Below are 24,178 nucleotides of genomic sequence, written 5' to 3' on the forward strand. Positions count from 1 at the left end.
ATCTGCGGGGAGCACGGCACCCCTGGGAAGCTTTGGGCGCAAGGGGCTAGGCCGCGCGGCATTTCTTCCCTGACGTGCCTAAGCGGATCGTACCGTACGCAGGGGGGTCAGCCGATCCCCCAAACCGCTGCCGGCACGCCCTTCCGCACGACACCCCGCCGCGCATTTGGCGGTATCATAGGGGGACCGATTGGTCCTGTGGCGCCACGTGCGCCCCAAGAGAGGGAGACTCATGAACGTTCTCGTTGTCAACGCCGGTAGCTCTACGCTCAAGTACCAGCTCATCGATACCAAGACGCATAAGGTGTCCGCCAAGGGCTCCTGCGAGCGCGTTGGGTTCTCGGGCGGCACCTTCACCCACACCGCCAACGGCGAGCCCAAGGTTACCGACAGCGTCGAGTTCCCCGATCACAAGGCCGCCATCGAGGTCGTGCTCAAGGACCTCGAGGCCCACAACGTCAAGATCGACGGCATCGGCCACCGCATCGTGCAGGGTGGTTGGTACTTTGGCGACTCCACGCTCGTTGACGCCGACATCCTCGCCAAGATCCGCGAGGTCGCCCCGCTGGCGCCGCTCCACAACAACCCCGAGGCCAACGTCATCGAGTTCTGCCTCGAGCAGTACCCCGAGCTCCCCAACGTCACGGTCTACGACACCGCTTTCCACTTTGACATGCCCAAGGTGGCCCAGACCTACGCCCTGCCGCAGGACGTGTGCGAGAAGCTGCACATCCGCAAGTACGGCGCGCACGGCACGAGCTACCGCTACATCTCGCAGAAGGTTGCCGAGATGACGAACGGCGCCGCGCACAAGGTCGTGGTGTGCCACATCGGCTCCGGCGCCTCGCTCTGCGCGATCGAGGACGGCAAGTGCATGGACACCACCATGGGCCTGACCCCGCTCGACGGCGTGATGATGGGCACCCGCTGCGGCTCCATCGACCCGGCCACGGTCTGCTACCTCCAGCGCGAGGGCGGCTACACCTTTGACGAGGTCGACGACATGATGAACAAGAAGTCGGGCCTCCTCGCCATCTCGGGCACCAATGACGTGCGCGACGTTGAGGAGGGTGCGGCCGCCGGCGACGAGGGTTGCGCGCTCGCCTTTGACATGTTCGTCTACAAGATCGCGACCAAGGTCGCCGAGATGGCCACCGCCATGTGCGGCATGGACACGCTCGTCTTTACCGCCGGCATCGGCGAGCACGCCCCGGCCGTCCGCGCCGGCGTGGCCGACCGCCTCGCTTGGATGGGCGTGCACATGGATCACGCCAAGAACGCGCTGCGTGCCGAGGGCGCCTGGTGCCTCTCCACGCCCGATTCGCCCGTGGCTGTCTATGTGATCCCCACCGACGAGGAGTACATGATCGCCTCCGACGTGGAGCGCATCGTCGGCAGCAAGTAGCGCCATCTGCGCCAACAGGTTGCGTGCGGCGCGTCGGAGCTGGGTGCCCCGGCGCGCCGTCTGCCCTAGGAGCGGGCCCGTTTTGCGATTGACGCCCCGGCCGGTACGGCGGGGTGCTAGCGTAAAGGGGTGGCGCATACGGCGCCGCCCGATAGTTAAAGGAGAGCCATGAACGTACTCGTTGTCAACGCCGGCAGCTCGAGCCTCAAGTACCAGCTCCTCGATACCGAGACGCGTCAGATCAGCGCCAAGGGCAACTGCGAGCGCATCGGGCTCGACCGGGGCATCTTTACCCACACGGGCCGCGACGGCGTCAAGACGAGCGAGGACGCGCTCTTTCCCGATCACCGCTCGGCCATCGCGCGCGTGCTCTCGGTGCTCGCCGAGGGCGATTACGAGTTTGACGGCATCGGCCACCGCATCGTGCAGGGCGGCTGGTACTTTGACGACTCGGCTCTCGTGGACGACGATGTGATGGCCAAGATCCTTGAGGTGGCTCCTCTTGCGCCCCTGCACAACTACGGGGAGGCCGCGGCAATCGGGTATTGCCGTGAGAAGTACCCCGACCTCCCCAACGTGGCGGTTTTTGACACGTCGTTCCACATGTCGATGCCCGAGGTCGCCTACACCTACGCTCTCCCCAAGGACGTGCGCGAGCGCTACCACATCCGCAAGTACGGCGCGCATGGCACGAGCCACCGCTATGAGTGGATGGTCGCCAAGGAGATGCTCGGCGACTTCTGCCACCGGCTGCTCTCGTGCCACCTGGGCAACGGCGCGTCGCTCTGCGCCATCGAGGACGGCGTGTGCCGCGACACCACGATGGGCCTGACCCCGCTCGACGGCCTCATGATGGGCACCCGCTGCGGCTCCATCGACCCGGCGACGGTGTGCTACCTCCAGCGCGAGGGCGGCTACACCTATGACGAGGTCGACGAGATGATGAACAAGCAGTCGGGCCTCTTGGCCATCTCGGGCATCTCGAGCGACGCGCGCGACATCCGCAACGGCGCCAACCAAGGTGACGAGAACTGCCTGCTCGCCTTTGACATGTTTGCCTACAAGGCGATGCTCCAGGCCGGTGCCATGATCGCGTCGATGGCCGGTGTGGACACCATCACCTTTACGGCCGGCATCGGCGAGAACGACTGGACCATCCGCCAGGCGTTCTGCGAGTGCTTTGACTGGCTGGGCGTGCGCATCGACCGCGAGCGCAACCAGGCGGCCGTGGGCAACGGGGCGCAGGTCATCTCGGCGGCGGGTTCGCCGGTTACCGTGATGGTGATTCCCACCGACGAGGAGTACATGATCGCGCTTGATGTTAAGCGGCTGGTAGAGGGCTGCTAGCGCAAGGTTGACTTTGGGGTCGTGGCGGTGACGGGGCGCGAGGGGAATCGCGCTCCGCGCTCTGCGGTCCTCAGGCGGCTCGTGCGCTGCACGAGGCGCCCCGCGGAAGACTTCGCTTAGAAACGCGATTCCCCTCGCGTCGGGGCAGCAAAAAGCCGGCCCGCTCTCCTTCGTGCTCCATGGAGCGCAAGGAGAGCGGGCCGGCACGTTTGGTTGCGACCTGTGCGTTAGCGCGCTACGCCATCTGGGCCTGGACGGCGGTGATGGCCACGACGCCCACGATGTCGTCGGCGGAGCAGCCGCGCGAGAGGTCGTTCACCGGCTTGGCGATGCCCTGCAGGATGGGGCCGTACGCCTCGGCGCGACCGAAGCGCTGGACGAGCTTGTAGCCGATGTTGCCCGTCTCGAGGTTGGGGAAGACGAGCACGTTTGCGCTGCCGGCGACGGTGGACTCGGGAGCCTTGAGCTGGGCGACCTCGGGAACGATGGCGGCGTCGAGCTGCAGGTCGCCATCGATGGCGAGCTCGGGGGCCTTCTCCTTGGCAAACGCCGTGGCCTCCTGGACCTTCTTGGCGGTGTCGCCGCCGGCGGAGCCCATGGTGGAGTAGGAGAGCATGGCCACGCGCGGCTCCACGTCGCCCATGAAGGTCTTGAAGGAGTTCGCGGAGGCGATGGCGATCTCGGAGAGCTCGTCGGAGGTCGGGTCGATGTTAAGGCCGCAGTCGGCGAAGACGAGCGTGCCGTCGGCGCCGAACTCGGGGGTCTGGGTGCACATGACCATGAAGGCGCTGACGAGCTTGGTGCCCGGGGCGGTCTTCAGGATCTGGAGCGCCGGGCGCAGGGTGTTCGCGGTGGAGTGGCACGCGCCGGAGACCAGACCGTCGGCATCGCCCATCTTGACCATCATGGTGCCGTAGTAGGTGGCGTCCATCATCTGGGCGCGCGCCTGCTCGATGGTCACGCCCTTCTTGGCGCGGAGCTCGGCGAACTTCTGCGCATAGGCCTCGTGCTTGGGAGCGGTGGGGGAGGTGGGGTCGATGACGGTGACGCCCTCGACGTCGATCTTGGCCGGGTCGCCCAGGATGATGAGCTCGGCGAGCCCCTCCTCAACGATGGTCTTGGCCGCCGCAATGGTGCGCGGGTCCTCGCCCTCGGGCAGGACGATCCGCTTCTTGTCGGCCCGCGCAGCCTCTTTCATGCGGTTTAGAAAGTCGCTCATGTACGCTCCTCAAAAAAACGCGCCCAGCACCGTGTGCGCCCCGTGAGCTGCAAAGACAACAAAAACAACAGACGGCGCCCGCGTGTTGAGCTTTCCTTGTGTGGCATCTCCTATTATAGGCGGCGCGCGCTATAATCTCCTCTGATTATTCGGCCCTCTGTTCGCCCAAAATCGGGGCGGGCCATGAGGGAGGCGCCGATCACCGGCATCTCGTGAGGAGCATCGATGGACATCACTTCTGGGCTACCCGAGTCGTTCAACCCCGGTTCGTACGACATGATCGTGGTCGGCGCGGGATACGCCGGATCGGTCTGCGCGCGCCGGCTGGCTGAGAGCGCGGGCTTCCGCGTGGCGGTGCTCGAGCGCCGCGACCATATCGCGGGCAACGCCTACGACCGCCTCGACGACGCGGGCATCCTCGTTCACGAGTACGGTCCGCACATTTATCACACCTTTGACGAGCGCGTGCACAACTTCCTGTCGCGCTTTACCAAGTGGACCGACTACCAGCACAAGGTGCTTGCCAACATCCACGGCACGCTCATGCCCGTGCCCTTTAACCACACCTCGCTCAAGCTCGCCTTTGGCGAGGAGCGCGGCGAGGCCCTCTATCAGAAGCTCGTGGAGACCTTCGGCGAGAACAAGAAGGTCCCCATCATGGAGCTCCGCAAGAAGAACGACCCCGATCTGCAGGAGGTCGCCGACTATGTCTATGAGAACGTCTTTCTCCACTACACCATGAAGCAGTGGGGTCAGACGCCCGACCAGATCGACCCGTCCGTGACGGGGCGCGTGCCGATCTTTATCGGTGACGACGATCGGTATTTCCCGCAGGCCCCCTACCAGGGCATGCCCGCCGAGGGCTATACCAAGCTCTTTGAGCACATGCTCGACCACGACCTCATCGACGTCTTTGTGAACGTCGACGCGCGCGACATCCTCGAGATCGGCGAGACCAACGTGAGCGTGTGCGGCAAGGTCTACGGCGGTGAGATCATCTACACCGGCCCGCTCGACGAGCTCTTTAACCTCGACCTGGGCGCGCTGCCGTACCGCACGCTCGACATGGTGTTTGAGACGATCGACGTCGACCAGTTCCAGCCGGTGGGCACCGTCAACTACACCACGAGTGAGGACTACACGCGCATCACGGAGTTTAAGAACATGACCGGCCAGGTGGTGCCGGGCAAGACCACCATCATGAAGGAGTACAGCCACGCCTACGAGCCGGGCAGCGGCCAGACTCCCTACTACGCGATCATCGCGCCCGAGAATCAGGAGCTCTACGAGCGCTACCTGGAGCGCGTGCAGAACCTTACGAACTTCCACCCGGTAGGGCGCCTTGCCGAGTACCGCTACTACGACATGGACGCGGTGACGGCCTCGGCGCTCGACCTGTCCGACGAGATTATCTCCTGCCATGCATAGTTCGACCCCATTGACCGAGACACAGACGACGGCACCCGTCGAGGCGTCGGGAGAACCGATTCGCACGATGTTCAAGATCGTGACGTTCGGCATTCCGTGCTATAACTCCGCGTCCGACATGGACCGGAGTATCACCTCGATTCTTGAGGGGAGCGGCTACGCCCCCGATGTCGAGATCATCATCGTGGACGACGGCTCCGTGGACGAGACGCCCGCCAAGGCGGACGACTGGGCCCGCCGTTACCCCGGGCTCATCCGTGTGGTGCACCAGGAGAACGGCGGCCACGGCACGGCGGTGCTCTCGGGCCTGCGCGAGGCGACGGGTGTGTACTACAAGGTTGTGGACTCTGACGACTGGCTCGACGGCCAGGCGCTCGCCACGATGCTCTCGATCCTGCGCGGCTTTGTGGAGCGCGATACGCGCGTGGACCTCTTTATCTCGAACTACGTGTACGAGAAGGTCCACGAGGGCACGCACACCACCATCGACTACCGGTTCGCCATCCCGCGCAAGAAGATCCTCACCTGGAACGACGTGGGACACTTCCGTCCCGATCAGCACCTGCTCATGCACAGTCTGTGCTACCGCACCGATGTGCTGCGCGCAGGCGACCTGCCGCTGCCGCCGCACACGTTCTACGTGGACAACATCTACGCGTACGTGCCGCTTCCGCGCTGCAAGACGCTCTATTACGCCGACATCGACCTCTACCGGTACTTTATCGGTCGCGAGGGGCAGAGCGTAAACGAGAGCACGATGATTAAGCGCATCGACCAGCAGTTCCGCATCACGCGCATCATGATGAAGGCCTACCATCTCTACGACGACATCGAGGAGAAACCGCTCGCGTCGTGCATGATGGGCTACTTCACCATGATGATGGTCGTGTGCTCGATCTTCTCTAAGCTGGCCAACGACAAGAGCAAGGTGGACGAGGTCATCAAGATCTGGGCCGAGCTCAAGGCGTTCGACAAGAAGATGTACAACCATGCCCGCTGGGGGCTTTTGGGCTTTTGGACCAACCTGCCGACGCCCGTGGGCGAGAAGGTGTCCGTGGGGCTCTACCGCGCGGCGCAGAAGATCTTCAAATTCAATTAGAAGTGCACAGGGGGTGCGCTCCCACCGGTCGGGGGACGCCGCTGCTCCTCGCGACTTCAAACAATCCTGACTCGCACGAAGGCCCCACTGGGGCCTTCGGCTCATGCGGAACTCGTCGCGAGGAGCAGCGGCGTCCCCCACCTGCGTTTACCCTCTGTGTGGAAGAGGGCAAAGGCGCGTGGGATACGTGGTTGCGGGCGGGGATGTTCGCAGAACCAAAGTGCACGGGGACGTTCTCGGGGAGGCCCGGTAGGTTGCACGCCAGCCAGACGAGTGGAATGAGCGAGAGCGCCACGGTGACGATGTTGATGACGCGCTGCGTGCGTGGAGACATGGGATCACCTGACCTTGCTGCTTGGTAGGCGGGGCGTGCGCGTGGCGGCTGTTCCGTTCGCAGGTCTTTAACGCATGATAGGCCGTCCAGATGGACAAAATCCCGAGAAATCAACGATTGCCGAAACAGAGAATCGTTGATTTCTCGGGATTTTGTCCACGCTGCTAGCAAAAGCGCAGGATTGCGATCTGCTCGGTTGGCCTGGCTCCACGCGAATCGTTGAATTCTCGGGATTTTGGCCAGTTTGGAGCTCTATGAGGGCTATATGAGGTCCCGCGCGGCGGGGAGGTCGTGGAGCGCGGTGGCCTCGGTGGCGCCGGCAACGAGTGCGGCCTCGAGCGTGCGCGTGGCAACAAGGCCGATGAGGTCGAGCGGGGGCGTGGGGCCCTCGAGTTCGCCGGTGGCCAGCACGTAGATGGTGTCGCCGTCGTTGGTGGTGTGCGTGGGGCGGATAACGTGCGCGTAGGCGTCGGCAGCCATCTGGGCGACCTTGGTGGCCTCGGCCTTGGTAAGGCGCGCGTTGGTCACAAGGCACGAGATGGTGGTGTTGGTGCGGTCGAGCGGCATCTCCATCTGGGCACCGGCGGCGAGCATGGCGTCTTCCATGTTGTCAAGCTGGAGCGAGTCGGGCGCGGCGCGCATGCCGGCAATGGTGTGTCCGGTTGCGGGGTCCACGATATCGCCGCAGGCGTTGACCACGGCGATCGCGCCCATGCGGAGCCCCCCGAGCTTAAAGGCGCGGGCACCGAGTCCGCTTTTCATGGCGCGGTCCGGTCCGTTGAGCTTGCCAACGGTCGCTCCCGTGCCGGCGCCCACGCACCCTTCGGCAAGCGGGATGTCCGGGTCGCTGTCGAGCGCGGCGCGCGTGGCGGAGATTCCCGCGTCCACGCCCGGTCGCACCGTGGCGCTGCCAAAGGCGAGGTCGAAGATGCAGCTCGAGCAGACGATGGGCACGCATGCCACGCCCACGTCGAGACCGATGCCGCGTGCCTCGAGCTCGCGCGCCACGCCGGAGGCTGCCTCGAGCCCATAGGCCGAGCCGCCTGATAGACAGATAGCGTGCACTTCCTGGACGGTGTTCTCAGGCTTGAGCAGGTCGGTCTCGCGCGAGGCGGGGGCGCCGCCGCGCACGTCCACGGCACCTGTGGCCCCATGGGGCGCCACGATGACGGTGCAACCCGTACCCGCCTCGACGTCGGTCCAGTGGCCAAAGCGCAGCGCTCCCACGGCGGCGAGAGGAATGGGGGAGAGGCTTGAGGCTGTCATAGGGTTCCTTTCGAGGATGGCTGCGTGCTCATCAGAGAATATGGCTCTCACATGGCGCGTTAGTTCAGCGTTTTGTGCACAAATCAGCGTTATGTGAGAGCCAAACCAACGGCGTTGGTTCAATTCAGCAAGCGCATGTGGCGGACGACCTCGGCAATGGGCAGGCCGACAACGTTATAGAAGTCGCCGTTGATGCCGCGCACCAACAGACGGCCGCCGGTGCCCTGGATACCGTACGCACCCGCTTTGTCGGCGGGTTCGCCGGTTGCCACGTAGGCGTCAATCTCGGCATCGGCAAGATCGTAGAAGGTCACGTCGGTCACCACGGTAAAGACGTCGCGCGTCGCCGGCCGCTCGGGGGAGCCGGGCTCGCTGCCCTCGCACGCCGCACGCAGCAGGCAGACGCCCGTAGCCACCTGGTGGGTGCGGCCCGAGAGGCGCCGCAGCATGGCTCGCGCGTCGGTCTCGTCGGCGGGCTTGCCGAGCGCCTCGCCGTCGATGGCCACGATCGTGTCCGCCGCAAGCACGAGCTCGCCGGGCTCGGCGCTCTCTGCCGCTACCGCCTCGGCTTTTGTGGCGGCCAGCCGTTCGACCAGCTCAAAAGGCGGCTCGCCCGCACGCGGGGTCTCGTCCACGTCGGCGGGGATGACCCGCACGTCAAAACCCGCCTCGCGCATCAGCTCGATGCGGCGCGGCGACTGGGAGGCAAGAATCATGCGACGTGCCTCCTAGAGCTGGATGCTCTCGCGCACCTTGGCAACGGCTGCCTCACCCGCGATATCGCCGAGCACGGCGAGCGCAAAGGGAAGCGCCTGCCCCATGCCGGAGGCGGTGATGATGTTGCCGTCCACAACGACGGTCTTGCCGCCTGCGTAGGTGCCCGCGGGAAGGGTCTTCACAAAATCGGGGAAGCACGTGGCGCGGCGCCCGACGAGGAGCCCCAGCTCACCCAAGATGGAGGGCGCGGCGCAGATGGCGGCGACGTGCTTGGTGGCTGCAAACTCCGTTACCAGGTCGCAGACGCGCTGGTCCTGGCGCAGGTGGGTGGTGCCGGGCAGGCCGCCGGGGAGCACCACGTAGTCGTACTCGTCAAAGTTGGCCTCGTCAAACGTGAGGTCGCAGGTGATGTCGATCTGCTGGGAGCTCACAGCGTCGCGCGTGGACATGATCGAGACGAGTGAGACGCGCACACCGCCCCTCCGCAGCACATCGACGATCGTGAGGCACTCGATGGTCTCGAATCCATCGGCAACGAGTACGGCAACGGCAGACATGGGCGTTCCTTTCGACGTGGGCGCGCGGCCCCGGCAAATCATCAGGCATCTTGTACCCGCTTTGCCCCCGAGCCGGCGCTTCGCAGTTAGATAAATCGTCGGCGGTTCACGTGCTTAAGGTACGTTGACACTGCGGGCGAGGGTGTTCGATCGGCTCGGGGGCGTGAGGTGTGCCGTGTTGCCCTGAAAGAGGAGGGAATAGGCCTTTGCGCCATGACTGACAATTGAGGGGGCAAGACGGTGCGCCTCACGCCCTCGAGAGGTGCACGACGGTCTCGCAGTGGAAGGTCTGCGGGAAAAGATCGACCGGGGTTGCGCGGACGGGGGAGAAGATGCCCTGCTCGCGGAAGCGCTTGAGGTCGCGCGCAAGCGTGGCCGGATCGCACGACACGTAGGCTACGTCGCGCGCCGAGGTCTCGGCGATGAGCTCGATGGCCTCGGGCGCGAGGCCGGCGCGGGGCGGGTCGACCACGAGCACGTCGGCGTCCGCATCGGGGAACTCGCGCACCGCGTCGCCGCCGATGACGTCGACGTTGTCGAGCCCGGCACGCTCGAGATTCCGGCGCAGGTCGCGCACGGCGGGGCCGTACGACTCCACCGCCGAGACGTAGTCCGCCCGGCGCGCGAGCGGCAGGGTAAAGGTGCCCGCTCCGCAGTAGAGGTCCATGGCGAGCTCGTCAGGCCGGGGCTTGAGCGCGTCGAGCACGAGGTCGATGAGAATCTCTGCCGCGCCGGTGTTCACCTGGAAGAACGACGGCGCCGAGATGAGCATCTCCTCCTCGCCGATCTGCTCGTTCCAGCAGCTCCTCCCGGCGAGCACCTCGGTGGCGCTCACGCGGCGTGCCTTCTTCTCGCCCTTGCTCATCACGCGTACCACGCCGGCACGGTCGGATACGGCGTCGGCCAGCACACGGGCCACCTGCGCCCGCGGGAACCCGCCCGTGGGCGTCCACAGGGCGATCTCGAGCGCGCCGGTGCGGCGGCTCGCGCGGATGCCCACGCGCTCGAGTCCGAGGTCGCGCGAGTTGCCAAGGTAGGCGAGCGCTCCGGCAACGGCCTTGACTACCTTGGGGAACTTCTTCTCAAAGAGCGGGCAACGGTCCACACGGATGATCTGGCGGGGGTCGCGCCCGTGCATACCGAGGAACATCTTGCCGCCGGCGCCCGTGGTGGGTGCGAGCTCGATCTTGTTGCGGTAACCCCAGACGTCCTTGCTGGAGCGCAGCGGTGCAACGAGCTCCTCGACCTCCGCACGCTCAAAGCCGCCGATGCGCTCGAGCGCGCTTTTGAGGTTCTCCTCCTTGGCGGCGCGCTGCGCGGTGCGCGAGAGGCCGCCCCACGGGCAGCCGCCGCAGACGCCAACGAAGGGGCATGGCGTGTCGACGCGCTCGGGGGAGGGCTCCACGATGCGGTCGGCCACGGCGCGGACGAGCGACTTTTCCTCGCTCACAACGTGCGCCTCGACGGTGTCGCCGGCGAGTGCGCCCGCCACAAAGACCGTCTTGCCTTCCGGCGTGTGCGCCAGGCCGTCCGGTCCGTATACCATGCGTTCGATGGTGAGCTGCATCGTTCCTCCTCGTTGTCTCGGCATCTCAGTGTAGGCGATGACCTCGGGTGCGGAGGTGGCGCGCCCGCAAGTGCGGCAAAATCGCACGGGCGGGGGCGGGTAGGAGAGGCGTGGTGCTGTGGGGGCGCGTTGATTGTGCGCTGGATATAGGTGGGCCGGGCGCTTGGGTGCCGGGTACGCTCAGCGGGGCAGGTGCGCGCCGCCGGGCGCTTGTGGGTTGGGTGCGTGAAGCGGGGTGCGTGGTGAGTGGGCGTTTGGGCCCAGGAGCGCGAGGCCGGACCTTCTGGGTGCTCGGAGCAGAAACGCCGTTCAGGTGGGCGTTGTGCATTTTGGTATTGTCGTTCACTCATCCAACCAGCGTTTTCTGGCATCAAAATGTTGTTTGGATGAGTAAACGACGTTTATTGCAAAAAAACGGCGCGCCGGTCTGCCCGACGCGCCGTGTGCGCTGAACGTGTTGCAGCACCGTTTGCTGCTCGTCCGCCACGTTATTGCTGGTCATAGTACAGCTTGCCGGGCAACGGTCGGCGCGTGAGGCGTCTGCCGAGACCTCGATTGGCGGCGGCCCGGCCGCAGGAGTCCGGCTACCGGGTCTTGGTCCCTCGGATGAGCGTCTTTACGCCGAGGCCGATGAGCGCAAGGCCCGTGCGCAGGCGTCCGGCAGGGCGCTTGGCGAGCGTTCGCTGCGTGTCCGTGGCGGGGGAGGACTCGTTGTCGCCGGCGGTTGATCCGCTGGCCACCTGTCCCGCTCCGGCGGGCTCGGGCTCGATGAGCTCGGCCGCAACCGGTGCCTGTGCCGTGCGGTCGCGCTCGGCAGAAGCTGCGGAGGCTGTGGCGGCATCGGGCGCTGCCGGCGCAGCGGGGGTTTCCGCCGTCCCCGCGCCAACCTTGGCAGCCCCGGCGCCCACCCGCGTCGCAGCGGCGATCCGCCGCTGGGCAACCTCGGCCGCCTGGGCGCGCGCCTCCGTCTCGGAGAGCGCCGTCTCGAGCGCGGCGCGGGCTGCCTCGTCGGGCGAGGGCGCCTCGGGTTCGGGCACGATCTCCGGTGCAGAGGCGGCGGCAGCGCCCGCTCCATCAGCAGCCTCGACACCCGTACCCTCAGCCTCACCGGCCCCCGTGCCCAGAATCTCCGCGCGGGCGCGCTTGGGGTGCGCGGCGCGCTCGTAGGCCTGCGCGAGCAGGAACTCCTGCGCGTTGAAGGGCTCCTCGCCCGTGCCGCGCGCCACGTGCTCCCAGGCGCCCGCAGGCGAGAGCGCGCGGGCCTTCACGTTGTCGCGCAGCTGCGCCTGCATGTAGTCCTCCACAAGCGCGCGGCAGATGGGGTCGAGCACGGGGTAGGCGATCTCTACACGGTGCTCGGTGTTGCGGGTCATCATGTCGGCCGACGAGAGGTAGACGATGTCGTTCTCGACGCCAAACGCGTAGACGCGCGCGTGCTCCAAAAAGCGCCCCACGATCGAGCGGATGTGCACGTTCTCGGTCTTGCCCGGCACGCCCGGCAGTAGGCACGAGATGCCGCGGATGATCATGTCCACCACCACGCCCGCCTGCGACGCCTCGGCGATTTTGTCGATGATCTCGCGGTCGGTGAGGGAGTTCATCTTAAAGAAGACGCGTGCGGGCTCGCCGGCAAGGGCGCGCTCGATCTCGCGGTTGAGGCCGTTCATGATGAGCGGCTTGAGCCCCGTGGGCGCCACGCCGAGGTAGCGGTAGTCGCCGTGGAGGTTGCCGAGCGCGAGGTTGCGGAAGAACGCGTTGGCGTCCTCGCCGATGCCCGGGTGCGCCGTCATGAGCATGAAGTCGGAGTAGAGGCGCGCCGTCTTCTCGTTGAAGTTGCCCGTGCCGAGCAGCGTGATGCGCGTGATGGCCATGCCCTCGCGGTAGGTGATCTGGCAGATCTTGGAGTGCACCTTAAAGCCCTCGGCGCCGTAGATCACGGTGCAGCCGGCCTCCTCGAGCCGCTCGGCCCACTCGATGTTGTTCTGCTCGTCAAAGCGGGCGCGCAGCTCCATGAGCACGGTGACCTCTTTGCCGTTCTCGGCCGCGTCGATGAGCGCCTCGCACAGGCGGCTCTGCTTGGCCACGCGGTAGAGGGTGATCTTCATCGAGATGCAGTCGGGGTCAAAGGCGGCCTCGTGCATGAGGTCGAGCAGCGGGTTCATCGACTCATAGGGGTAGAAGAGCAGCTTGTCGCCCTCGATGACCTGCTTGCGCATCGAGCGGCCCGGCTCGATGAGCGGATTTGCCTGCGGACGGAACGGCTGAAAGACGAGCTCCGACTTGGCGGGCTCGGGCAGGTGCCCCTCGATGCCGTAGACGTAGTCGAGGTCGAGCGGGGTGGTGTAGGTGAGAACGGCGCGCGACGCCAGGCCGAGCGACTTGCGGATGCTCTTGAGCGTCGCGGGCTCGAGCCGGCCCTCAACCTGCAGCGCCACGGGCTGCAGGCGCAGGCGCTTCTTGAGGATCTTCTTCATGTGCTGGCGGTAGTCCTCGTCCTCCTCGACGCCCTCGCCGTCGGGGTCGATGTCGGCGTTGCGCGTGACGCGCACCACCGCGCGGTCGAGCGGCGCGTAGGAGCCAAAGCAGCTGCCCAGGCAGGTGAGGATCACGTCCTCGAGGAGGATATAGCGGTAGCTCCCCGCCTCGGAGGGGAGCGCCACCACGCGGTTCATGGAGGCGGGCACCTCGATGAGGCCGATGAGGTTCTCCTCGTCGACGCTCTCGAGCGCGCACACGAGGTAGAGTGCGCCGTTGCGGAGGTTGGGGAAGGGGTGGCGCGGGTCGATGACGAGCGGCGAGATAACGGGCGAGACGTAGCTCTGGAAGTAGCGCTCCACAAAGGTGCGCTCGGTGCCCGCGAGGTCGTCGGTCGTGAGCCGGAAGACCCCGTGCGCCTCGAGGTCGGCCTCGATGGAGGCCACCACAGCGTTCTGGCGTTTTACAAGGGGCGGCAGCGCCTGAAAGACGCGGTCGATCTGCTCGCTCGGCGTGAGGTTGCTCTTGTTGTCGACTGGCTGGCGCTTGAGGGTGGCGAGGTCGGAGAGACCGCCGATGCGGATCATAAAGAACTCGTCGAGGTTCGACTGGAAGATCGCCGCGAACTTGAGCCGCTCGAAGAGCGGGACGGTCTCGTCAAAGGCCTCGTCGAGCACGCGGTTGTCAAAGCGCAGCCAGCTGATCTCGCGGTTTTGCGTGTAGGTAAAGTCAAAGCGCTCAGAGCGGGCGAGCTCGCCGAGCGGCGCCTTTGTCTTCTTAGCCTTGGACTTCTTCTCTTTCTGGTCCTTGTCCTGCTTCGATGTCATGGTTCCCACCTTGATACTCTCGCGCCCGCGGGGCGCGTTCGATGCTACCCCTCTATCTTACTCATCGGCCTGCCTCGCGTGCCAAGGCTTTAGTAAGCCTTTACATTGGGGAAGGGGATTGCGCGGGTGCGTGGCTGGCGGGGAGGCATGACGGTTGGCACGCGGCCGGCGGACAAGGAAGGGGCGCTCGCCCCGGCCCTCACGTTACCGTTTGACGAACGCCCCGCCGTCTTGCGCGGGCGGCGCGCACCGCGTGGCATACTGAGGGCTTCAGCCCGCGACGGCGGGCGCGACCTCGAAAGGAACCGCAATGGGCGTCAACCTCTCTGGACGGAGCTTCCTCAAGCTCCTCGATTTTTCTACGGCCGAGATCGAGTACTTGCTCGCCCTCTCCCGTAACTTCAAGGATCTCAAGCGCACGGGTACGCCGCATCGCTATCTCGAGGGCAAGAATATCGTGCTGCTCTTTCAGAAGACCTCGACGCGCACGCGCTGCGCCTTTGAGGTGGCGGGGCACGACCTCGGCATGGGCGTGACCTACCTCGACCCGTCGGGCTCGCAGATGGGGCACAAGGAGTCGATTGCCGATACCGCGCGCGTGCTCGGGCGGATGTTTGACGGCATCGAGTTCCGCGGGTTTGCGCACGCCGACGTGGAGGAGCTCGCGGCGCAGGCCGGGGTGCCCGTGTGGAACGGCCTCACCGACCTGTGGCACCCCACGCAGATGCTCGCTGACGTGCTCACCATGCAGGAGAACTTTAACTACGACCTGCGCGGCAAGACGGTGACCTTTATGGGCGACGCCAAGAACAACGTGGCGCGCTCGCTCATGGTGGTCTGCGCCAAGCTCGGCATCAACTTCCGCGCGTGCGGCCCGGCCGAGCGCATGCCCGACGACGACGTGCTCGAGGCGTGCCGCCCCATCGCCGAGGCCAACGGCTGCACTATCACACTGACGTCCGACCCGGCGGCCGGTGCTGAGGGCGCGCACGTGCTCTACACCGACGTGTGGGTCTCGCTCGGCGAGCCCTCCGAGGTCTGGGCCGAGCGCATCGGGCTCCTTGAGCCCTACCGGGTGACGCCTGAGCTCATGGCCCTCGCGGACCCGCAGGCGATCTTTATGCACTGCCTGCCGGCCTTCCACGACACCAAGACCACGACGGGCGCGCGCATTGCCGAGGAGTTTGGCATCTCCGAGATGGAGGTCTCCGATGAGGTCTTTGAGGGGCCGCGCTCGCGGGTCTTTGACGAGGCCGAGAACCGCCTGCACACCATCAAGGCCGTGATGTACGCAACGCTGAAGTAGGGCGATGCAACGGGCGGGCGTGGGGTGGTGACCCTGCGGCCGTTCTGCTTTTTCTAGGGTGTCGGCTTGTGGAATGGGTCAGTTGGGGACGTGTTCGTTTCGACCCATTTTGGATGGGCTGAAGCGTGTGCGTCCCCAACCGACCCATCGAGTAAGTTGGCGCCTGGGGCTAGGGATTGCAGTTGCCGCAGGGGCGGAATCCCGCGGCGGTAACCTCCTTGCGCGCGCCGGTGAACTCCTGCTTGTTGTGCTCGGACATCCGATTGACCGAGCCGCAGCCGGGTAGGTGAAACACGTCGGTGTTGGTGTTGAGAATATACGTCATCTGGGTCGAGCCGCTCCCTGCGGGCTCGGGCGATGCGGGGCTGTGGGCGTGAAGATCAACCGGCAGACGGGGATGTGCCCGCTGTGCACCGAGCGCTACCACCTGGAGCAGGAACGCGCCTTCAACGAGCAGCTGGAGCGAGAGCGGGCGGCGTGCGAGGAGTCCGCCGAGCTCGAGGAGGTTCGGCGCGAGCGGGACATGATGCGGCAGCGCAATTCGCGGCTGTGCAGGAAGTATGGGCTCAAGGGGAGGCGGGAGCGGAAGTGCTGACGCCTCAATCGCCTGGCCGGTTCCTCTCGCCCCAGACGCACAGGAGGTCGAGGACCTCCATGAGCGACGCGCCTCGCTCCGTGAGCGAGTACTCGACGCGCGGCGGGATTTGGGGGTACTCCCTGCGCGCGACGAGCCCGTCGGCCTCGAGCTCCTTGAGGCTCCGCGAGAGCGTGCGGTCGGATACCCCGCCGAGGTAGCGGCGCATCTCGTTGAAGCGGACGGGCTGGTACTCCATGAGGCAGTAAAGGATTGACATCTTGTGCTTGCCCCGGATGAGCGAGAGCGTGTAGCTGTACCCCGTGCCCTCGAACGACGCGCCCTCTATGCCCCGCCCCATGTCGCACCCCCTCCGTGAAGCTCCCGTCGCATGCGCTTTACCAAATGATAGCACCTGACATTAATGCCGGTACTTAACAGAATGAGGACGCAGGGAGATACTCGAGGCAGGATGGCGCGGCCTGGTGCGGCCGCTCGAGCAGAGGAGGAGAGGCCATGAAAAAGAATCTCGGCGTGGCGGGCGAGCTGTTTCCCCAGTCGGTCTTCATCGTCGCGAGCTACGGGGAGGACGGGACGCCAAACGCCATGAACGTCGCGTGGGGCGGCGAGTGCACCCGCACGCAGGTGGCGATCAACATCGGCGACCACAAGACGACCGACAACATCCTGGCGCGCGGGGCGTTCACGGTTGCGCCCGCCGACGCGGCGCACGTCGCCGAGGCGGACTACTTCGGTATCGCCACCGGGCGCAGGGTCAACAAGGCCGAGGGGTCGGGGCTCACCTTCACGCGTTCCGAGTTCGTCGACGCGCCGGTCATCGAGGAGTTCCCCCTCACCATGGAGTGTCGCGTGGTTTCCGTCGAGGACTGGGCCGGCGAGAAGCGCTTCGTTGGGGAGATCGTCAACACCCGCGTCGACGAGGCGGTGCTCGACGGAGAGGGGCGCGTCGACTTCTCCCGGATGCGCCCGATCGTGTACGACTCGACGCGTCGCGTCTACCGGGCCGTCGGGGAGGAGGTCGGCGGCGCCTGGAGCGCGGGGAAGGCCTTGATGTAGGCTCCACCCAGCAGCGGGCGGAGGGCTTGTCCGGGCGCCCGGAGGGGCGCCCCTCTTTGTGACGCGCCACGAGAATCCACCGTGAGGGAATCTATCGACCTTTCACGGGGGTGATTGCATGGCGAGGCGGGCGAAGCTGACGCAGGAGATGGTCGACGAGGCGATCCGCCTCAAGGCGGACGGCCTTTCCAACGGCGACATCGTCTGCGCCCTGGGGATCCACGAGTCCACGTTCTACCGCTGGATCGGCGACCCCAAGAACAGGCTGCAGCGCGCGTTAAGCGAGGGCTAAAAAAGGAGGAGAGCGCGTTCAAGCGGACGCTGCTCACGACCATCCGCTCGGCGGCGCTGGCGAGAAACCAGTACTGGACGGCCGCCGCGTGGCTGCTGGAGCGCAAGTACCCGGACGAGTTCGGCAAGGCGGATCGCCAGCGCGATGACACCAACGCCGACGCCACGCCGAAGATCGTGCTCGGCGTGGTGGCGCAGCCGGTGCAGGAGACGCTGCCCGGCCTCGACGGGGGCGGCGCCGATGGTTGACGCGTCCTCGCTCGTGATTCCGGCCTTCCACGACGTGCTCGGCGACGTGATGGCCCACGGCCACACGCACTACTGGCTGCACGGCGGGCGCGGCTCCACGAAGTCGAGCTTCATCAGCCTGTGCGTCGTCCTCCTCGTCCTCATGCACCCCGAGGCGAACGCGGTGGTGGTGCGGCGCTTCTCGAACACGCTGCGCGACTCCGTGTTCTTGCAGATGACGTGGGCGATCGCGGCGCTGGGGCTCGACGCGTGGTTCCGGGCCCGCATCTCGCCGATGGAGCTCACCTACCTGCCGACCGGGCAGCGCATCGTGTTCTGCGGCGTGGACGACCCGCTGAAGCTCAAGGGCGTGAAGTTCTCGCGCGGGTACGCCGCCGTGATCTGGTTCGAGGAGCTGGACCAGTTCGACGGCATCGACGCGATGCGGAGCATCCTGAACTCGCTTCGGCGCGGCGGCGAGGACTTTTGGATCTTCTACAGCTACAACCCGCCGCGCACGCTGTGGAGCTGGGTGAACCGCGAGAAGCTGGAGCGGGAGCGCAGGGCTGACACGCTCGTGCGGCAGAGCTCGTACCTCGACGTCGTCGAGAGCCACCCGGAGTGGCTGGGCGGACCCTTCGTCGAGGAGGCCGAGTACCTGCGCGAGGTCGACGAGCGGGCGTGGCGCTCGGAGTACCTGAGAGAGGTCACGGGCACGGGCGGCTCGGTCTTCAACAACGTGGTCTCGATGCGTCTGTCCGACGCGGCGTGCCGGGGCTTCTCGCGCACGCGTTGCGGCGTGGGCTGGGGGTGGTTCCCGGACCCGTGGCGGTTCGTGCGCTGCGGCTGGGAGCCCGGCGAGCGGCGGCTCACGATCTTCGGGGAGCTCTCGGCGAACAGGAAGACGCCCTCGGAGACGGCGGCGATGGTGGTCTCGGCGCTCACCTACGCTGACGAGCCCGGCGAAGATCCCTATCTTCATGATGAATTGATCTGATGCGACGACACTCCGGACGGCAAGCAGAGCATGGCCGTGTGGCGGCGCGAGGCGGGGCTTCGTGTTCGGCCCGCGAGGAAGAGCAACATGCGGCGGCTCAGCTACGAGTGGCTGGCGGGGCTGCGCGAGATCTGCATCGACCCGGAGCGGGCGCCGCTCGCCTACGAGGAGTTCCGCCTCAAGGAGTACGAGCGCGACCGCGACGGCACGTGGGTGGACGATATCCCGGACGGCAACGACCACTCCATCGACGCGGTGCGCTACGCGATGATGGACGACGTGCTGAGGGGATAGCGGTGCGGGCGTCCTTCTCGTCCTATTTTGATACGCAACGCCATGCATCTGCCGTAGCGGTGCTCGGGCGCTTGCTTATAGGCGACCCTCGAGCGCCTCGAGATAGACCCCGGGATGCCACAAACTCGCCTCGCCGTGCCGCCAGCCAGGGTGCTCGACAAGCGTGCTGCCCGGCATGGCCTTAGCCAGGGCGCGCGCCGAGCGCACCATGATACGGGGCTCCTTCCCGCCGACAAGGATGGTGGCCCGCGCCCCGCAGCCCGCGAGCTCGGGTCTCAACCGGTAGGAACTGTTCGCCCGCATAAAGGCGATCATGTCCCGCTTTGATATGGCGCAGCTGTCACGGTAATAGGACTCGTAGAGCTCCTCGGGGAGATGGAGGCTCGCGAACTGCGCCCGCGCGAACCAGGGACGCCGCACGAGCGGGTAGCTCAGGGCGACGGCGGGCGCGACGAGGGCGCGGGCAGCACGCATGGGGAGCACGAGCGCGCTCTCGATGACGGCGCGCCCCGCGATCCGCGGCTGCTGCGCAAGGGCCTCGAGGGCGACCTGCGCCCCGAGGGAGACGCCGCCGAGCGCGTCGACGCGCCCGCCGAGCTCGCGGTCGATGAGGGCAACGAGCTCGGAGGCGTTTTCCTCGATCGAGGTGAACGGTCGGTCCGAGCCGGCGTGCCCGTCGAGCACGGGTAGCACGACACGGTACCCGTTGGCGGCGAGCAGGTCGGCGACTGCCCGGTAGTTCCACCACGAGAGGCCGCCCCCGTGCAGGAGCACCGCCGTCCGCGTGCCCGAGCCGAGCGTGTGAGTGATCATCTGGGTCCTTTCGACGGGGACATTGCCCGGGCGGCGCCGTTGGAGGCGGGCGCGCGCTTTGGTCGGCGCATGGTCGCTCGGCTCTTCTCGCCCCGTGCGGACATTATACGGGGCGCATGCGGGAGTTTTCCACATTGGGGCCTCCGGGCGCTCTTCTCGGCGTGAGACGCTTTGGAACGCTGGGCAACGGAACGCGCGGAGCGCTGGGAGGTTATCGACAAGTTCTCGCGGGAATGTGCAAAACCGCTGGTGGCGGTGCGTGCCTGGGCGTTCTTCTCGCCTAGAGCGCAATTCAGTTGGCTACTGAATCTCGGACGTCCTTCTCGGCCTTTGTGACGGGCGGGTTCAATGGGCGTGTTCGGACGAGGCGGGAGGTGCGCTGTGCAGGGGCTGGATGACGAGTACTGGGTGCCGGAGCATGTGAGGGAGTGGCTGAGGTCGCTCGGGTTCTCGCTGCCGCTGGAGGACATGGAGCCCCACATTCGCTCCTGGGATAGGTGGATGCGGGCGCTCGGGGACTTCTACGACTATCGGGACACGGACGGCGTGGGGCGCGTGTACGAGGTGCACCGGCGCTCGATCCACCCCGCGATGCGGGTGTGCCGCGAGTGGGGGTCGCTGCTGCTGAACGACCGGACGCAGGTGGCGTGCGAGGAGCAGGCGTGCACGGACTGGCTCACGCGGTTCATCGCGGACACGGGGTTCCTGCCGGCGGCGCAGGCGACGGTGGTGCGCGCGTTCGGCCTGGGGACCGGGGCGTGGGCGCTCTGGGTGGACGCGGGCGCGGGCGAGGTGCGCGTGAGGAGATACGACGCGCGGATGGTGGTGCCGCTCACGTGGGACGAGGAGGGCGTGACGGAGTGCGCGTTCGTGACGCGGGCGTTCTGGAGGGGCAGGGCCATCGACCAGGTGCAGCTGCATCTGAGGGGCGCTGACGGCACGTTCTTCTTGCCAAGCGAATCATCTGGAGGGGCTGTGGCGGCAGGTTCTTCTCGCCCAAGCTTTTCTCCCCTTGAAAGCGGCGCACGTGAGGAAACCTATCGGATTGTAACCGCCTGCTTCGACCGTGACGGGAACCGCGTCGAGCCCGAGGGCGTGTGCCCGGTGTACGACACGGGCTCGGCGTGGCCGACTTTCGCGCTCGTGAAGCCGGCTATCGACAACACGCGGGTGGACATGAGCCCCTACGGGCGGTCGGTGTTCGCGGACGCGGTGGACGCGATCCAGGCGGTCGACCTCTGCTACGACGCGATGATGGGCGAGATCGACAACGGGAAGATGCGCGTGTTCCTCTCGGACGTGATGTTCGACGTCGAGCGCGACGGCAAGGGCGGGCGCGTCTCCATCCCCTTCGGGCGCCAGGACTGCACGGTGTTCCGCAAGGTCATGAGCACGGAGGACACGATCCACGAGTTCGCGCCGACGCTGCGCACTGAGGCGCAGGCGCGGGCGTTCCGCGTGGCGCTGCAGACGCTCGGGGACCTCTGCGGCTTCGGCATCAACTACTTCGACCTCGAGAACGTCGGGTACGTGAAGACGGCCACGGAGGTGTCGACGGACAACTCGGCGCTGATGCGCAACATTCGCCGGCACGAGCGCGCGCTCGAGGGCGCGCTCGCGGGCATCTGCCGCGCGCTGCTCGCGGCCGAGCGCAGGCTCGGGGTGGAGCTGCCCGACGAGGGGCTCGTGCGCGTCACGTTCGACGACAGCATCATCACGGACACGACGGCGGAGAAGCGCCAGGACATGGACGAGGTCGCCGCTGGGCTCCTGGAGCCGTGGGAATACCGGGCCAAGTGGCGCGGCGAGGACGAGGCGACCGCTCGCAGGGCGTCGGCGGGACGCGCGCTCCAGGGTACACCGACTCCGGCAACCCTCTCCACCGCCCCTGCCTGACGCGGGCGAGCGGGATTGTGCAGCCCCGCGCCCGGCGGCGGCGCGGACGCCCCGTGCGCGCAACCGGAGCGGCGACGGGCGCGGGGCGGACGGGCGCTGGTTGGCAGCGTCGGGCGGGGGCGGTGGAGGGGCTTAGCCTTCGTCCTTCTCGCCCGCCCTTGTCGACACCGCTCGGATGACGTCCCCGTCGATGACGATGGCGTCGGCCTCGTTGAAGGCGAAGCGAAGGGTCTCGAGCTCGCTCTCGGTCCTCTCGGCGATAGCCCTCACGACGTTCTCGGACCCCATGGCGTCCCGCAGATCGGCCTTCTCGGCGGCGAGGTTATCCTTCGCGGCGCTTCTCGCCCGCACGGGGCTTATGCGCGACGCCTGTCTCCGCACCGCGTCGAACGCGGCGGCGGCACCCTTGGCCCCCTCGTTCGCCTCGACGGGGTCGGCGAGCGCCAGCGGCGCACCCTTGAGGGAGGATATGCGCCTCTCGACCTGCTCGCGCGCGGCGTTCCGGGCGCTCGTCAGCTCCTTTGACGCCTTCCCGACCATAGAGAGCTCCTTCTCGATGCGCTCGCCCGTGTAGTCGCACTCGAGGCGCATGCCGATCTCGCGCGCGGCGACGAGGAGCTGGAAGGCCGCCGCGGCGTGCGCCTCCGACCTTCGGAGGCCCCCTATCGCGCGCTCGACGTCCGCCCGGGACATCCTCCCCTTGGCGGTCTTCGATGCGATCCCCCGCATGGCGTCCGCTTCGTAGTGGCACGCATCCTGCGCCTCGACGGTGGCGTCCTCGATCGCCTGGAGCGCGACGGTGCGCTTGTCGGAGTCGGCGCCGCTCTCGTCGAACATGAGGGCCACGCGCTCGAGCGCGTCGAACCGGGCCTTGAGCCTGCACTCGCGGCTGCGCTCCATGGCGCGCTGGATCTCGGCGACGCCCTCGGATATGCCCTCGAGCTTGTCGTTGATCTGGGTCATGTATGCCTGGCCGACGAGCACCGCCGCGCCCTGGAGCGCGAGGTTGGCGACGACGGTCGGCTGGAGCCCCGCCTGCTTGATTGTCGCCATCTCGTTGAACTTGCCGTCCTTCATGTTGGAGAGCAGGTTCCAGCCGTCGCTCTTACACACGCAGAGGTCCGCCCAGCCGACGCCCTCGGGGAACTTGACCACCGCCATGCCGTAGGACTGTGCCGCCTGCGCCGCGTTCGCGGCGGCGGGTATGAGTGCGTCGGCGAAGGATGCCGCCCGCTCGCCCGCGGCAACGACCACGGTGCGCGTAATGGTCTCTTCGATCGGCGCGAGCTCGCAGTCGCCCGCGAGGGTGATGGATGGCTCCGGGTCGCGGTCGTCCTCGGGTTGGTTTCTGTTGAAGATGCGGTCGAGGAAGGACATCGCAGCCTCCTGTGGATCAAGTTCGTGCGTCTCGCTCTTGCGTATTGTCTCACGATTGAGGGGCGAAGCCGCCCGCGCCTTGGCGCGGGCCAGTCTGGTGTGGCTCGGTCATGGGCGGATGGCGCCTTCCGGTGGCGTCGGGTCGCTGCCGCACGCCCGCCCCGCCGCCCCGCTGCCGCCCGGGGGCGACGCGGGACGGGCGAGCGCGCGGGTGCGGGCGGAGCTTGGAGCGGATGGCCCGGGACGAGTAGCACGCGGCGGCTCCGGGCGTCCCCGAGGCGGCGGGGCGGGCACATCCATTGCCATCAAGACGCAAAGACCCAAAGCAACTACGCCGCAACATTTCCCGAGACAGGACAGGTAAGCCCAGTGACCAACTCCGATGAATATCCGAGAAGGTTAGTGGCTTGCAGTGTTCGCAAGCCACCAGTCAACGTCCACATGGCATTCAATGTTAATGGGCTCTGGTGAGAAGTCGGGCATTGAAGAGTCGCCAAGTGGACTCGAAGGCGGGGCTGCGTCGAAGCAGATCGTGCCGAATCCATCGTTATCGCGCCGGTAGCGGATTTCTTTGACGCCCCCGAGCACCATTCCCGCTGCCTCTGCAAGCGTTTCCGCACTGCTTCGGGCGCGCTCGACCGCCTGCCTGATGAGGGCGTCCTCAGATGCGTGCACGTCTTTCAGCTCATAATGCAGCCCAATCGATGCCGACGTTCCGCACTCCGCAAGCGCCTGCCAAATCGCGCCCACGTCGTTGTTCTTGCGGGTGACTTCCAAGCTCCCGTAGCAGACATAGTCATAGCCGTCGATCGTGCCCCTCTTGCCCGTGCGGTGGGCATAGGATGCGTATCCTGACGTCTTGAAATCATCGACCACGCCGAACCGTTCGAGCGCGACCTTCACCTTCTGTTGCTCTGAGGCGAAATCTGTTGCGCAGGCGTCCTGAGCCTTGCAGCGTCGTCCGAACCTGATGCCGAATATCGCGATGTCGGGCTCAATCGACGCCTCCGCAGTCGCTCCCACCTTCACTACCGGGGCCTGCGTACGCATAATCTCCTCGCCTGTCATGTTGAACTTCCCTTGT

The 24,178-nt window shown here is 66.5% G+C and carries 22 protein-coding genes; 11 read left to right on the forward strand and 11 right to left on the reverse strand.

The features are described 5' to 3' along the window. Positions 1–232: 232 nt before the first annotated feature. Complete coding sequence (locus B5G20_RS05835) at positions 233–1,405, forward strand: acetate kinase (RefSeq protein ID WP_087355865.1); 1,173 nt, start codon at positions 233–235, stop codon at positions 1,403–1,405. A 168-nt stretch (positions 1,406–1,573) separates the two neighbouring features. Beyond that, positions 1,574–2,752: an acetate kinase gene (locus tag B5G20_RS05840; RefSeq protein WP_087355866.1), complete on the forward strand. Its 1,179-nt coding sequence runs from the start codon at positions 1,574–1,576 to the stop codon at positions 2,750–2,752. Between the two features lie 235 nt (positions 2,753–2,987). On the opposite strand, the gene pta is transcribed toward B5G20_RS05840, so the two are convergent. Next, positions 2,988–3,971: a phosphate acetyltransferase gene (pta, locus tag B5G20_RS05845; RefSeq protein WP_087355867.1), complete on the reverse strand. Its 984-nt coding sequence runs from the start codon at positions 3,969–3,971 to the stop codon at positions 2,988–2,990. Between the two features lie 225 nt (positions 3,972–4,196). Between pta and glf the strand changes: the two genes are divergently transcribed. Together glf and B5G20_RS05855 are read left to right on the forward strand one after the other, a co-directional pair. Further along, positions 4,197–5,399: a UDP-galactopyranose mutase gene (glf, locus tag B5G20_RS05850; RefSeq protein ID WP_087355868.1), complete on the forward strand. Its 1,203-nt coding sequence runs from the start codon at positions 4,197–4,199 to the stop codon at positions 5,397–5,399. Positions 5,400–5,466: 67 nt separating this feature from the next. Further along, positions 5,467–6,498 carry a glycosyltransferase family 2 protein gene (locus tag B5G20_RS05855; RefSeq protein WP_087355869.1) on the forward strand — a complete coding sequence of 344 codons (1,032 nt, stop codon included), beginning with the start codon at positions 5,467–5,469 and terminating at the stop codon, positions 6,496–6,498. A 595-nt stretch (positions 6,499–7,093) separates the two neighbouring features. On the opposite strand, the gene B5G20_RS05860 is transcribed toward B5G20_RS05855, so the two are convergent. From B5G20_RS05860 to ppk1, 5 genes are all read right to left on the reverse strand, one after another. Beyond that, a complete protein-coding gene (locus tag B5G20_RS05860) occupies positions 7,094–8,098 on the reverse strand; it encodes a P1 family peptidase (RefSeq protein WP_087355870.1) in 1,005 nt (334 codons plus the stop codon). A 119-nt stretch (positions 8,099–8,217) separates the two neighbouring features. Beyond that, positions 8,218–8,814 carry a Maf family protein gene (locus B5G20_RS05865; protein WP_087355871.1) on the reverse strand — a complete coding sequence of 199 codons (597 nt, stop codon included), beginning with the start codon at positions 8,812–8,814 and terminating at the stop codon, positions 8,218–8,220. 12 nt (positions 8,815–8,826) lie between these two features. Then, positions 8,827–9,372, reverse strand: a complete 546-nt coding sequence (locus B5G20_RS05870; RefSeq protein WP_087355872.1) for a DJ-1 family glyoxalase III — start codon at positions 9,370–9,372, stop codon at positions 8,827–8,829. Between the two features lie 247 nt (positions 9,373–9,619). After that, on the reverse strand, positions 9,620–10,963 hold the full coding sequence (rlmD, locus tag B5G20_RS05875) for a 23S rRNA (uracil(1939)-C(5))-methyltransferase RlmD (protein ID WP_343283990.1): 1,344 nt from the start codon (positions 10,961–10,963) through the stop codon (positions 9,620–9,622). 560 nt (positions 10,964–11,523) lie between these two features. Continuing rightward, entirely contained in the window at positions 11,524–14,241 is a 2,718-nt protein-coding gene (ppk1, locus tag B5G20_RS05880) for a polyphosphate kinase 1 (RefSeq protein ID WP_087355874.1), read from the reverse strand. A 310-nt stretch (positions 14,242–14,551) separates the two neighbouring features. On the opposite strand from ppk1, the gene argF reads away from it, so the two are divergent. Then, the gene (argF, locus tag B5G20_RS05885; RefSeq protein ID WP_087355875.1) at positions 14,552–15,547 is read left to right on the forward strand and encodes an ornithine carbamoyltransferase; all 996 of its coding nucleotides are present in this window, start codon (positions 14,552–14,554) and stop codon (positions 15,545–15,547) included. 169 nt (positions 15,548–15,716) lie between these two features. Here argF and B5G20_RS10345 read toward each other — a convergent pair whose 3' ends face one another. Further along, positions 15,717–15,872: an Ada metal-binding domain-containing protein gene (locus B5G20_RS10345; protein ID WP_158094406.1), complete on the reverse strand. Its 156-nt coding sequence runs from the start codon at positions 15,870–15,872 to the stop codon at positions 15,717–15,719. Positions 15,873–15,914: 42 nt separating this feature from the next. Here B5G20_RS10345 and B5G20_RS05890 point away from each other — a divergent pair, with 42 nt between their 5' ends. Continuing rightward, positions 15,915–16,142, forward strand: a complete 228-nt coding sequence (locus tag B5G20_RS05890; protein ID WP_087355876.1) for a hypothetical protein — start codon at positions 15,915–15,917, stop codon at positions 16,140–16,142. 4 nt (positions 16,143–16,146) lie between these two features. Here the strand turns inward: B5G20_RS05890 and B5G20_RS05895 are convergent, their stop codons facing one another. Next, positions 16,147–16,482, reverse strand: coding sequence for a helix-turn-helix domain-containing protein (locus B5G20_RS05895; RefSeq protein ID WP_087355877.1), 336 nt, complete (start codon positions 16,480–16,482; stop codon positions 16,147–16,149). 155 nt (positions 16,483–16,637) lie between these two features. Here B5G20_RS05895 and B5G20_RS05900 point away from each other — a divergent pair, with 155 nt between their 5' ends. From B5G20_RS05900 to B5G20_RS10555, 4 genes are all read left to right on the forward strand, one after another. Continuing rightward, positions 16,638–17,198 carry a flavin reductase family protein gene (locus B5G20_RS05900; RefSeq protein ID WP_087355878.1) on the forward strand — a complete coding sequence of 187 codons (561 nt, stop codon included), beginning with the start codon at positions 16,638–16,640 and terminating at the stop codon, positions 17,196–17,198. Positions 17,199–17,316: 118 nt separating this feature from the next. Next, positions 17,317–17,490 carry a helix-turn-helix domain-containing protein gene (locus B5G20_RS10550; protein ID WP_239286893.1) on the forward strand — a complete coding sequence of 58 codons (174 nt, stop codon included), beginning with the start codon at positions 17,317–17,319 and terminating at the stop codon, positions 17,488–17,490. Between the two features lie 240 nt (positions 17,491–17,730). After that, positions 17,731–18,714 (forward strand): phage terminase large subunit, encoded by a 984-nt coding sequence (locus tag B5G20_RS05910; RefSeq protein WP_239286894.1) that lies wholly within the window; start codon positions 17,731–17,733, stop codon positions 18,712–18,714. Positions 18,715–18,801: 87 nt separating this feature from the next. Beyond that, positions 18,802–19,008, forward strand: coding sequence for a hypothetical protein (locus tag B5G20_RS10555; RefSeq protein WP_239286895.1), 207 nt, complete (start codon positions 18,802–18,804; stop codon positions 19,006–19,008). 75 nt (positions 19,009–19,083) lie between these two features. Here the strand turns inward: B5G20_RS10555 and B5G20_RS05915 are convergent, their stop codons facing one another. After that, positions 19,084–19,821 (reverse strand): alpha/beta hydrolase, encoded by a 738-nt coding sequence (locus B5G20_RS05915; RefSeq protein ID WP_087355879.1) that lies wholly within the window; start codon positions 19,819–19,821, stop codon positions 19,084–19,086. Positions 19,822–20,202: 381 nt separating this feature from the next. On the opposite strand from B5G20_RS05915, the gene B5G20_RS05920 reads away from it, so the two are divergent. Continuing rightward, on the forward strand, positions 20,203–21,717 hold the full coding sequence (locus B5G20_RS05920) for a hypothetical protein (RefSeq protein WP_239286896.1): 1,515 nt from the start codon (positions 20,203–20,205) through the stop codon (positions 21,715–21,717). 132 nt (positions 21,718–21,849) lie between these two features. Here the strand turns inward: B5G20_RS05920 and B5G20_RS05925 are convergent, their stop codons facing one another. Further along, a complete protein-coding gene (locus B5G20_RS05925; RefSeq protein ID WP_087355880.1) occupies positions 21,850–23,094 on the reverse strand; it encodes a hypothetical protein in 1,245 nt (414 codons plus the stop codon). A gap of 399 nt (positions 23,095–23,493) precedes the next feature. Then, positions 23,494–24,162, reverse strand: a complete 669-nt coding sequence (locus tag B5G20_RS05930) for an SIMPL domain-containing protein (RefSeq protein WP_087355881.1) — start codon at positions 24,160–24,162, stop codon at positions 23,494–23,496. Positions 24,163–24,178 lie beyond the last annotated feature (16 nt).

This window comes from Collinsella sp. An7, assembly GCF_002159335.1.
Classification (GTDB): Bacteria; Actinomycetota; Coriobacteriia; order Coriobacteriales; family Coriobacteriaceae; genus Coprousia.

What these genes read in the sequence shown, in the direction of transcription:
- B5G20_RS05835 (WP_087355865.1), top strand. Translation starts at nt 233, where the DNA reads ATGAACGTTCTCGTTGTCAACGCCGGTAGCTCTACGCTCAAGTACCAG.
- B5G20_RS05840 (WP_087355866.1), top strand. Translation starts at nt 1,574, where the DNA reads ATGAACGTACTCGTTGTCAACGCCGGCAGCTCGAGCCTCAAGTACCAG.
- pta (WP_087355867.1), bottom strand. Translation starts at nt 3,971, where the DNA reads ATGAGCGACTTTCTAAACCGCATGAAAGAGGCTGCGCGGGCCGACAAG.
- glf (WP_087355868.1), top strand. Translation starts at nt 4,197, where the DNA reads ATGGACATCACTTCTGGGCTACCCGAGTCGTTCAACCCCGGTTCGTAC.
- B5G20_RS05855 (WP_087355869.1), top strand. Translation starts at nt 5,467, where the DNA reads ATGTTCAAGATCGTGACGTTCGGCATTCCGTGCTATAACTCCGCGTCC.
- B5G20_RS05860 (WP_087355870.1), bottom strand. Translation starts at nt 8,098, where the DNA reads ATGACAGCCTCAAGCCTCTCCCCCATTCCTCTCGCCGCCGTGGGAGCG.
- B5G20_RS05865 (WP_087355871.1), bottom strand. Translation starts at nt 8,814, where the DNA reads ATGATTCTTGCCTCCCAGTCGCCGCGCCGCATCGAGCTGATGCGCGAG.
- B5G20_RS05870 (WP_087355872.1), bottom strand. Translation starts at nt 9,372, where the DNA reads ATGTCTGCCGTTGCCGTACTCGTTGCCGATGGATTCGAGACCATCGAG.
- rlmD (WP_343283990.1), bottom strand. Translation starts at nt 10,963, where the DNA reads ATGCCGAGACAACGAGGAGGAACGATGCAGCTCACCATCGAACGCATG.
- ppk1 (WP_087355874.1), bottom strand. Translation starts at nt 14,241, where the DNA reads ATGACATCGAAGCAGGACAAGGACCAGAAAGAGAAGAAGTCCAAGGCT.
- argF (WP_087355875.1), top strand. Translation starts at nt 14,552, where the DNA reads ATGGGCGTCAACCTCTCTGGACGGAGCTTCCTCAAGCTCCTCGATTTT.
- B5G20_RS10345 (WP_158094406.1), bottom strand. Translation starts at nt 15,872, where the DNA reads ATGACGTATATTCTCAACACCAACACCGACGTGTTTCACCTACCCGGC.
- B5G20_RS05895 (WP_087355877.1), bottom strand. Translation starts at nt 16,482, where the DNA reads ATGGGGCGGGGCATAGAGGGCGCGTCGTTCGAGGGCACGGGGTACAGC.
- B5G20_RS05900 (WP_087355878.1), top strand. Translation starts at nt 16,638, where the DNA reads ATGAAAAAGAATCTCGGCGTGGCGGGCGAGCTGTTTCCCCAGTCGGTC.
- B5G20_RS10550 (WP_239286893.1), top strand. Translation starts at nt 17,317, where the DNA reads ATGGCGAGGCGGGCGAAGCTGACGCAGGAGATGGTCGACGAGGCGATC.
- B5G20_RS05910 (WP_239286894.1), top strand. Translation starts at nt 17,731, where the DNA reads ATGGTTGACGCGTCCTCGCTCGTGATTCCGGCCTTCCACGACGTGCTC.
- B5G20_RS10555 (WP_239286895.1), top strand. Translation starts at nt 18,802, where the DNA reads ATGCGGCGGCTCAGCTACGAGTGGCTGGCGGGGCTGCGCGAGATCTGC.
- B5G20_RS05915 (WP_087355879.1), bottom strand. Translation starts at nt 19,821, where the DNA reads ATGATCACTCACACGCTCGGCTCGGGCACGCGGACGGCGGTGCTCCTG.
- B5G20_RS05925 (WP_087355880.1), bottom strand. Translation starts at nt 23,094, where the DNA reads ATGTCCTTCCTCGACCGCATCTTCAACAGAAACCAACCCGAGGACGAC.
- B5G20_RS05930 (WP_087355881.1), bottom strand. Translation starts at nt 24,162, where the DNA reads ATGACAGGCGAGGAGATTATGCGTACGCAGGCCCCGGTAGTGAAGGTG.